A 7,153-nucleotide genomic window follows, 5' to 3' on the forward strand; every position below is an offset into this window, starting at 1 on the left:
AGAGAATGAGCATGAACAACAGTTATCTGGCCCGAGCCAAAAAGATGATTCCCGATCCGCAGATTCTGTCGGTTGTCGCCGCGAAACGCGCCAAGCAGCTTGCGTTCGGCGCGCGGCCGATGATCAAATGCGATTCCGAAAATCTGCTTGATGTGGCATTGCTCGAAATTGCCGAAGGGCTGCTGAGCTATGAATTCGGCACCCCGGGGGAGACTCCTTCCGGACTGCCTCCAATGCCGGAAAATCCGGAAGAGGCTCCGGCGGCGGAGGAGAAAACGGAACCGGATGCGCAGTGACTGGCTTTCCCCCCCGACGGGAAAATACGCTCTGCCGTCAGCCGGCCCGTGGAATGATTTTCACGGGCCTTTTGTCCAGAAAAATCTTGTGTGTGGAGTAGAATAGGATATGAATAAGCCGGTTGTCGCTGTCATCATGGGCAGCAAAAGCGATCTGCCGATCCTGCAGAATGCATTCAAAGTTTTCGATCATTTCGGCGTTGGATTTACGGCGCGGGTTCTTTCCGCGCACCGGACGCCCTGCGAGGCGGCGGAGTTTGCCTCGGGATTGGAAAAAAATGGTTACAAAGTGGTGATCTGCGCCGCGGGGATGGCGGCTCATCTCGGCGGCGTGGTTGCGGCCCATACGACACTTCCGGTCATCGGCCTGCCGGTGGCGAGCGAACCGTTCAACGGCCTTGATGCGCTGTTTTCGATTGTCCAGATGCCTCCGGGGATCCCGGTCGCGGCAGTAACCGCGGGGAAGGCGGGCGGCAAGAATGCGGCGCTTTACGCGGTCTCGATTCTTGCGCTCAGCGATTCCGGACTGGCTGCCCGGCTTCGGGAGTACCGGGCCGAACAGCGCGAAATGGTCCTCAACGCCGATGCGGAGTTGCAGGAGGAGCTCAAGGAGCGTTAATCCCCGCAGGGAACGAAAGAGAGGCGCGGCATGAATCTTCATGTATTCATCGGCATGGTGGTGCAGTTCTTTTTTCTGCTGACGCCTTTTTTTGTTCTATCGCTTTTTGTTTCTCTGACCGCCGGAATGACACTGAAAGAACAGCGGAAACTGGCGGTTCGCACCACGCTGGCGATTCTGATCATCGTGGTGATTCTCTATCTGCTCGGCGACCGGATCTTCGGCTATCTCGGCATCACGCTGGATGCGTTCCGGATCGGCGCCGGGCTGGTGCTGCTGCTGAGCGGCATCGAAGTGGTGCGTTCCTCCGGGACGCCATCCGGCACCCGTCAATGCGATGATGACGGGGATGTCGCGGTGGTCCCGCTGGCGATTCCCTACACGGTCGGTCCCGGTACGATCGGTACGCTGCTGACCATGGGGGCGTCGGCGGAATCCACTGCAATCCGGCTCTCTCACCTTGCCGGAATTTTGATCGCTGTATTCATGATGGGCGGCCTGCTCTATTTTTCGGCGACGCTTGAACGGCTGCTGAAAAAGAAGGGGCTGAACATCTTGAGCAAACTGACCGGCCTGTTCCTCGCCGCGCTTGCCTCGCAACTGATCTTTACTGGAATCCGTAACATGCTGTTCGGCTGAGTTGCAACACTCTCAGAGCACCGGAAGCAGCCAGCAGAGTGCGGCGGCCGCGACGGCGAGCAGCAGAAACACAATCTGGAAAAAACGGACTCCTTTGCTGACCCCCGGTTTGCGGAAGAGATCCACCAGATCCTCCTTGATGAGGCCGGCGCGGGGCAGGGGAGGTGCGAAGGTGAAGACCTTGCCCATCTTTCTGGAGAGCCGCATCGGGCGGTTGACCGCGCAGGCATTGGCTTCCAGAAAACGCGAAATGTTGCGGCGGTACAGCTTGACCAGCGAGATCACCACCATCGGACCGCCGAAGACCAGAATGATGCCGAACAGTATCGTCAGTACATTGAGTACGGAAATGTTCTGGAGCGACTTGATGATGAAGGCGACGGCGCTGCCGATTGCCGCGATTCCGATGCCTCCGCCCATGAGCATCATGGAACCGCTCACCGCCGGAGTCTGCGGTTTGGGGGCCGCGACCGGCGGAGGAATGATTGCGCCGGTGGTGATGTTTTTCTCGAGCGTCTTCTGCACTTCCGTGCTCTTGGTGCTGAAAAAGCGGTCGGCCTGTCTGGCGATGAATTCCCCGAAGCGGAAAAACGGCATTTTGAGCGCTTCGCTGATCGAAACCGGTTGCTGAATGAGGTCGATGATGCGGGCATCCCAGACGGAACCGTCCGCGGCGAAGAAAATGCCGTGCTTGCCGATGAAGAGGTTGCGGATGTTGCCGGAGGTGACGGCGACGGCAAGAGTCATTGTTTTGAGGTTTCCCGTCTTGCCGGTGGTCGCTTCGATGTAAAGGACACAGATATCGCTCATCGTGGCGATCCGTTTGTGTTCGGCGAGATTCCGGATGGGGGTTGCGAAGGTGTAGTGCCGCCCGTCCATGACCAGCTTGCCGGTTTGAAGCATCGAGCTTCCACGGGGATTGAAGAGTTCGCTCAGGGAGACATAGTTGTTGAGAAATTCGAGCAGATACTGCTGATACAGTGTCAATTTGAGCAGACTGTGATAGGCGGTAAGTTCGGTCGCAACCGTGAGATCTTCCTCGATGCGGCGGCGGAGCTCTTCCAGACTGCCGTCGGCGAGCCACTGTTTCAGAGTGGCGGTTTCAACCGCTTCGAACGCCTTGTCCGGCTCGGAGTTCTTCCATTCCCGGTAGGCCGCCAGCGAGGCGCTCAGACGGTGCCACATTGCTTCGCTGAGCTTGTTGCCGGAAAGAAATTCCGCCATGGCCGGATGCGCGGCAAACGTGCGGAGCTCCGTCTCATACAGAGGATTCAGCGGCGCGGAGAAATCCAGAATCCGGTCCGGCCGCGGCGTGGCGACCGGAAGTTTTTCGAGCAGGTCGCGCACCGAAGCGGCGGGCGAGGCATCGCCGGTTTCATCATTGGCCGGGACCGGCCGGGAGAGTTCCGGTAGAAACTCCAGTGCGGCGCAATGGAGAAAGTAACGGTCGATGGGGTCTTGAAGTTTCTCCACCATGGCGGAGAAGTTCGCCGTTTCTTCCGCGTAAGGGCGCAAAAGTTCCGGCTGATTGGCAGGCGCTTCATACCAGGCGATGTATTTTTCCGCCCCGGCGCAGAACGAGTCGAGGATTTCCCGGTTGATCCCCTCTTCTCCGGTCAGATCCTTGCAGCTGCCGGTGATTTTCATGATATGGCCGACAATCTCCGCCAGGTGCGGATCCTCCGGAACTCCGGCGATATCGCGGCAGTCGCCGGTAAAGCAGCCGGGAGTGATTACGCCGTCTCCATTGCAGCAGGCGTTGCTGAGAATGCCGTCATCATCCCGAATCTGCGCGAGGTTGAGGGTAGGGGAGTCTGGAATGCCGAGGTTGCGGAGCACCACGTTGGCGGCGGCGCGCAGAGCCGCTCCCTCCGGGGTGGAAACATTGATGGAATCGATGCAAAGATCGGGGGAACCCAGTGCCGGTGTCGAGCCCGGCCGGATGTTGGCGAGGAACCAGGCAACGGCCCGTTTTACTTCGTCCGCGCGGATGACACCGTTGTGATCGTCATCGATGAAGTCGAGGAACTGGCGGTCGGTGCGCAATGCATCGATGGCGATTCCGGTGACGGCCCAGAGGGCTTCATCCAGCTCCAGAACGCAGGCCAGATCGTCGATGTTGCGCAATGCCAGCTGCGGGGCTCCGCCAATCCGACGGAACATCATATCGGAAGTTTCACTGGTGGATGTGGTCATTTTTCTGAACTGCCTGCTGTAAGCGTTGCCTGTTGTCTCCCAAACAAAATTTTTCAGTATGAAGTAATATACCGCGTCTTGCGGAAATCGGCGAGTGTTTTTTTTCTGTTTTTTTCACTTTTTCAACTCCGGGGAGCGTCGTCGCCGGTTTTCCGGGGAAGAATCCGCAGAGCCGGTTGAATTTTTGGGGGATTGGTTGTATATTAATGCCGTGAGGATGGAACAGGAAGGATGGAGCGTGACGATGGAAAAATCGGGTGTGACGAATCCGGGCGGCGCCATGCGCAAGGTGGAGCTTGTCTGCAACCTTGCTCCCGGTAAAAAGGTGGCGGTTGCCGGTTCCTTCAACGACTGGGAGCCGGAATTGAATCCGATGGTGGATGCCGGCGGGAACGGCTCCTACCGTTGCACTCTCTCGCTCGCTCCCGGGTACTACGAGTATAAGTTCGTTGTCGACGGCGAATGGGTGCTCGATGAGAGTAATCCGAACTTTACTTCCAATGATTTCGGAACGCTCAACAGCGTTTTGAACGTCAAGTGATGCTGCCTGTTCCGGCCTGAATTTCTGCTGTCGCTCTCTTTTTAAGTCTTTTCTTCGCTGTTTCTACCGGTGATGCTTGATTTTTCGGAAATTCGAACTTATATTTCCGGAGTAATGCGGGGTATCCGCTCATATGTCACAGGAGACCATGGTATGAAGCAGTATGCAACGTTCCTCTTCGCGCTGCTGGGGGCGACCCTGGCGGCGGCACCGGCTGAATTCCGGCTGGACATCAGCAGTCAGGATAATGTATTGAAACCGGGTGACGGAGAGGTGAAGTTTGTTCGCGCATCCTGGCTCCCCGCTGCGGAGCAGCCGGGCTATCTGGTGGTGAGCAAGACGGTCGGCGCGGATTGGACGCCGATTGAATTCTCCTTTTCGGCGGAAAAAGACGGTTTTCTCTGGCTCGCCTTCGGCGGCGGCTGGGCTTCGACGCCGGAAATGAGAGCGTTCATTGTCGTGGACGGCATCAAATTCAACGGTCAGGAAGCGCCGAACGGCGGATTTGAAACGTTGAAACCCGATCTCTCCGCTCCGAGAATCTGGAATCTCGGTTCGAAAAGCAAAGCCTGCCTGGTGGAGGACGCCAAAGAGGGCAAAAAGGCGATGAAGATCAACCACGACAACCGGATCGGGCAGGGGTTGAAAGTGGAAGCGGGAAAGCGTTACACGATCTCCCTGTTTGCCAAGGCGGCAAAATAGCTGGAGGCGAAAGAGAATACGGGAGGTCGGTATCTGCCGGCCTCCCCTCTTTCTATTGTCGCCTTGCAGCATTGACTGCGACCCCCCGGTGCGGAGCCGGCAATTCAGACGGTCTCCTTCCGTGCAATGGAAACTTGATGCGCTGAAGAAATTAGAGGGTAAGAACTCTTCTCCGGCAGACGGAGGCCGTAAGAGAAAGGAAATGTGATCTCATGCGAAGAAAAGATCGTGAAATCAAAGAATTCTCCACCATACTGGAAATTCTCAATCGGCTCGACTACGGGCATCTTGCCCTGTGTGATGACGGGAAGCCGTATGGCGTTACGCTGAATTTCGGCTATGAGGTGAAGGAGGGAACTCTCCTGCTCTACTTTCACGCTGCGCCGGCGGGACGAAAACTGGATTGTCTCCGCCGCAATTCCTCCACCTATTTCTTTGCGGAGACCGATACGAAATTTTATGAAGGGGAGCGAAACGGACAGAAATACTGGACGATGTATTATTCCTCTGTTGCCGCAGAAGGAACCGTGGAGGTGGTGGAGGAGCCGGAGGAGAAATTTCACGCTTTGAAGTTGCTGATGAAGCATTTCATCGTCGATCAGCCGTTTGAGGTGCCGGAGGAGCTCCTGCGATATACCGCCATTCTGAAAATGACAGTCAGTTCCGTTACCGGAAAACAGAATCCCGGCCCCTCGCAACGGGCATAAGCCGCGATCGAAGCAGGATCAAACACGAAGCGGTCGGGAGTTGGCAATGCGCTTCCTCTCGACCGCTTTCCCCGGCATTGCAGATTTCAGCGTTTTACCTGCCGCCGCATTTCCAGATCGGCCTGCTGACGGCGCAGCGTTTCCCGCTTGTCGCCGCGGTTCTTCCCCTGACAGTAGGCGATTTCCACCTTGACCAGCCCTTGCTTCAAATAGAATTTGAGCGGGATGATGGTACCGCCTTTTGTGCCCAGCCACTGTGCGAGTTTGAGGATCTCGTTGTGATGCATCAAAAGGCGGCGCTGCTGCCGGACCTCATGGTTGAAACGATTGCCGAAGCCGTACTGCGCGATATGCACATTGACCAGCCACATCTGGTTGCCGGAAATTTTGACGTATCCTTCGTTGAGCTGGATCGCCCGTTCCCGACAGCTTTTCACCTCGGTCCCGACGAGTTGAATGCCCGCTTCGAACCGTTCGATGATGTTGTAGTCATGAAAGGCTTTTTTATTGGTGGCCAGCACCGGATCCTTCGGAGTCTGCCTCGGCATGATTTACCTCATTGCTGTTACGCCTGATCGTCGCGCAGAAAGCGTTTCGCCCGCTCCCGGTACGAGGCCATGCGGGGATAATTCTTCTCGTTCAGACCGGCTGCGAATTTCCGGAGCTGCTCCTGCTGTTCGGCGGTGAGTCCGGTCGGACTTTCCACCAGAACGCGGATGTGCAGGTCGCCGCGGGCACCGCCGCGAAGCGAAGGCACCCCTTTGCCCTTGAGCCGCAGAATCGTGCCGCTCTGAGTTCCCGCCGGAACCCGCATCTTCGCCTTGCCGGAGATGGTCGGAACCTCCACCACACCGCCGAGAACGCATGTCTCGTACGGCACCGGGACCTCACAGAGCAGATCCTCTCCGTTCCGGGTGAAAATGTCGTTGGCGCGGACATGGATCACCACGTAGAGATCTCCGGGCCGTCCGCCGTGCAGACCGGCTCCGCCTTTGCCCGGAACCCGCAGTCGTGAACCGGTATCCACTCCCGGCTGAATGTGAAGTTGAAAACTCTTCTCCACTTCGACGCGTCCAGCTCCGCCGCACTTCCGGCACGGCTTTTCGATGATCTGGCCGGTGCCGCGGCAGCGGGAACAGGGCTGGCTCATGCTGAAAAAGCCCTGCGAAACCGTCTGTTGACCGGTGCCGCCGCATTTCGGGCAGACCTTCTTTCCAGAACCGGGTTCACAACCGGAACCGCTGCAGTCCGGGCAGTCCACCAGTCGCGGCATGGTGATCTTCTTGTCGGCGCCGTACATGGCGTCTTCAAAGTCGATCTCCAGGTCGTACCGGAGGTCGTCGCCATCGACCGGACCGTTGTAGGCCCGTCTTCTGCTGCCGCCGCCGCCACCACCAAACAGATCTTCGAATGAGACACCGCCTCCGAAGAATTGACTGAAGATATCCTGTGC

9 protein-coding genes are annotated in these 7,153 nt (G+C 57.4%); 6 read left to right on the forward strand and 3 right to left on the reverse strand.

Translation table 11 applies throughout. The features are described from left to right. The 3 genes from ACMLHG_RS02940 to ACMLHG_RS02950 form a co-directional block, all read left to right on the forward strand. Positions 1-296: DNA-directed RNA polymerase subunit omega (locus tag ACMLHG_RS02940; protein ID WP_417169491.1), on the forward strand; the 296-nt coding region annotated here is incomplete at its 5' end. 109 nt (positions 297-405) lie between these two features. Beyond that, complete coding sequence (purE, locus tag ACMLHG_RS02945) at positions 406-915, forward strand: 5-(carboxyamino)imidazole ribonucleotide mutase (RefSeq protein ID WP_294434410.1); 510 nt, start codon at positions 406-408, stop codon at positions 913-915. A 30-nt stretch (positions 916-945) separates the two neighbouring features. Further along, entirely contained in the window at positions 946-1,554 is a 609-nt protein-coding gene (locus ACMLHG_RS02950) for a MarC family protein (protein ID WP_294434408.1), read from the forward strand. A gap of 12 nt (positions 1,555-1,566) precedes the next feature. On the opposite strand, the gene ACMLHG_RS02955 is transcribed toward ACMLHG_RS02950, so the two are convergent. Beyond that, positions 1,567-3,750 carry a hypothetical protein gene (locus tag ACMLHG_RS02955; RefSeq protein ID WP_295807261.1) on the reverse strand — a complete coding sequence of 728 codons (2,184 nt, stop codon included), beginning with the start codon at positions 3,748-3,750 and terminating at the stop codon, positions 1,567-1,569. A 244-nt stretch (positions 3,751-3,994) separates the two neighbouring features. On the opposite strand from ACMLHG_RS02955, the gene ACMLHG_RS02960 reads away from it, so the two are divergent. From ACMLHG_RS02960 to ACMLHG_RS02970, 3 genes are all read left to right on the forward strand, one after another. Next, entirely contained in the window at positions 3,995-4,291 is a 297-nt protein-coding gene (locus ACMLHG_RS02960; protein ID WP_294434404.1) for a glycogen-binding domain-containing protein, read from the forward strand. Positions 4,292-4,444: 153 nt separating this feature from the next. Continuing rightward, the gene (locus tag ACMLHG_RS02965) at positions 4,445-4,993 is read left to right on the forward strand and encodes a hypothetical protein (RefSeq protein ID WP_294434402.1); all 549 of its coding nucleotides are present in this window, start codon (positions 4,445-4,447) and stop codon (positions 4,991-4,993) included. Positions 4,994-5,205: 212 nt separating this feature from the next. Next, positions 5,206-5,700, forward strand: coding sequence for a pyridoxamine 5'-phosphate oxidase family protein (locus ACMLHG_RS02970; protein ID WP_417169492.1), 495 nt, complete (start codon positions 5,206-5,208; stop codon positions 5,698-5,700). Between the two features lie 86 nt (positions 5,701-5,786). Here ACMLHG_RS02970 and smpB read toward each other — a convergent pair whose 3' ends face one another. Together smpB and ACMLHG_RS02980 are read right to left on the reverse strand one after the other, a co-directional pair. Beyond that, entirely contained in the window at positions 5,787-6,248 is a 462-nt protein-coding gene (gene smpB, locus ACMLHG_RS02975; RefSeq protein ID WP_294434398.1) for an SsrA-binding protein SmpB, read from the reverse strand. Positions 6,249-6,265: 17 nt separating this feature from the next. Next, on the reverse strand, positions 6,266-7,153 hold an 888-nt coding region (locus ACMLHG_RS02980; RefSeq protein ID WP_417169493.1), incomplete at its 5' end, for a DnaJ C-terminal domain-containing protein.

The sequence above is a fragment of the Victivallis sp. genome, from assembly GCF_048170485.1.
In the GTDB taxonomy this organism is placed as follows: domain Bacteria; phylum Verrucomicrobiota; class Lentisphaeria; order Victivallales; family Victivallaceae; genus Victivallis.

Coding starts and splice junctions, on each gene's coding strand:
- smpB (WP_294434398.1), bottom strand. CDS start 6,248: ATGCCGAGGCAGACTCCGAAGGATCCGGTGCTGGCCACCAATAAAAAA.
- ACMLHG_RS02965 (WP_294434402.1), top strand. CDS start 4,445: ATGAAGCAGTATGCAACGTTCCTCTTCGCGCTGCTGGGGGCGACCCTG.
- ACMLHG_RS02955 (WP_295807261.1), bottom strand. CDS start 3,750: ATGACCACATCCACCAGTGAAACTTCCGATATGATGTTCCGTCGGATT.
- ACMLHG_RS02960 (WP_294434404.1), top strand. CDS start 3,995: ATGGAAAAATCGGGTGTGACGAATCCGGGCGGCGCCATGCGCAAGGTG.
- ACMLHG_RS02970 (WP_417169492.1), top strand. CDS start 5,206: ATGCGAAGAAAAGATCGTGAAATCAAAGAATTCTCCACCATACTGGAA.
- purE (WP_294434410.1), top strand. CDS start 406: ATGAATAAGCCGGTTGTCGCTGTCATCATGGGCAGCAAAAGCGATCTG.
- ACMLHG_RS02950 (WP_294434408.1), top strand. CDS start 946: ATGAATCTTCATGTATTCATCGGCATGGTGGTGCAGTTCTTTTTTCTG.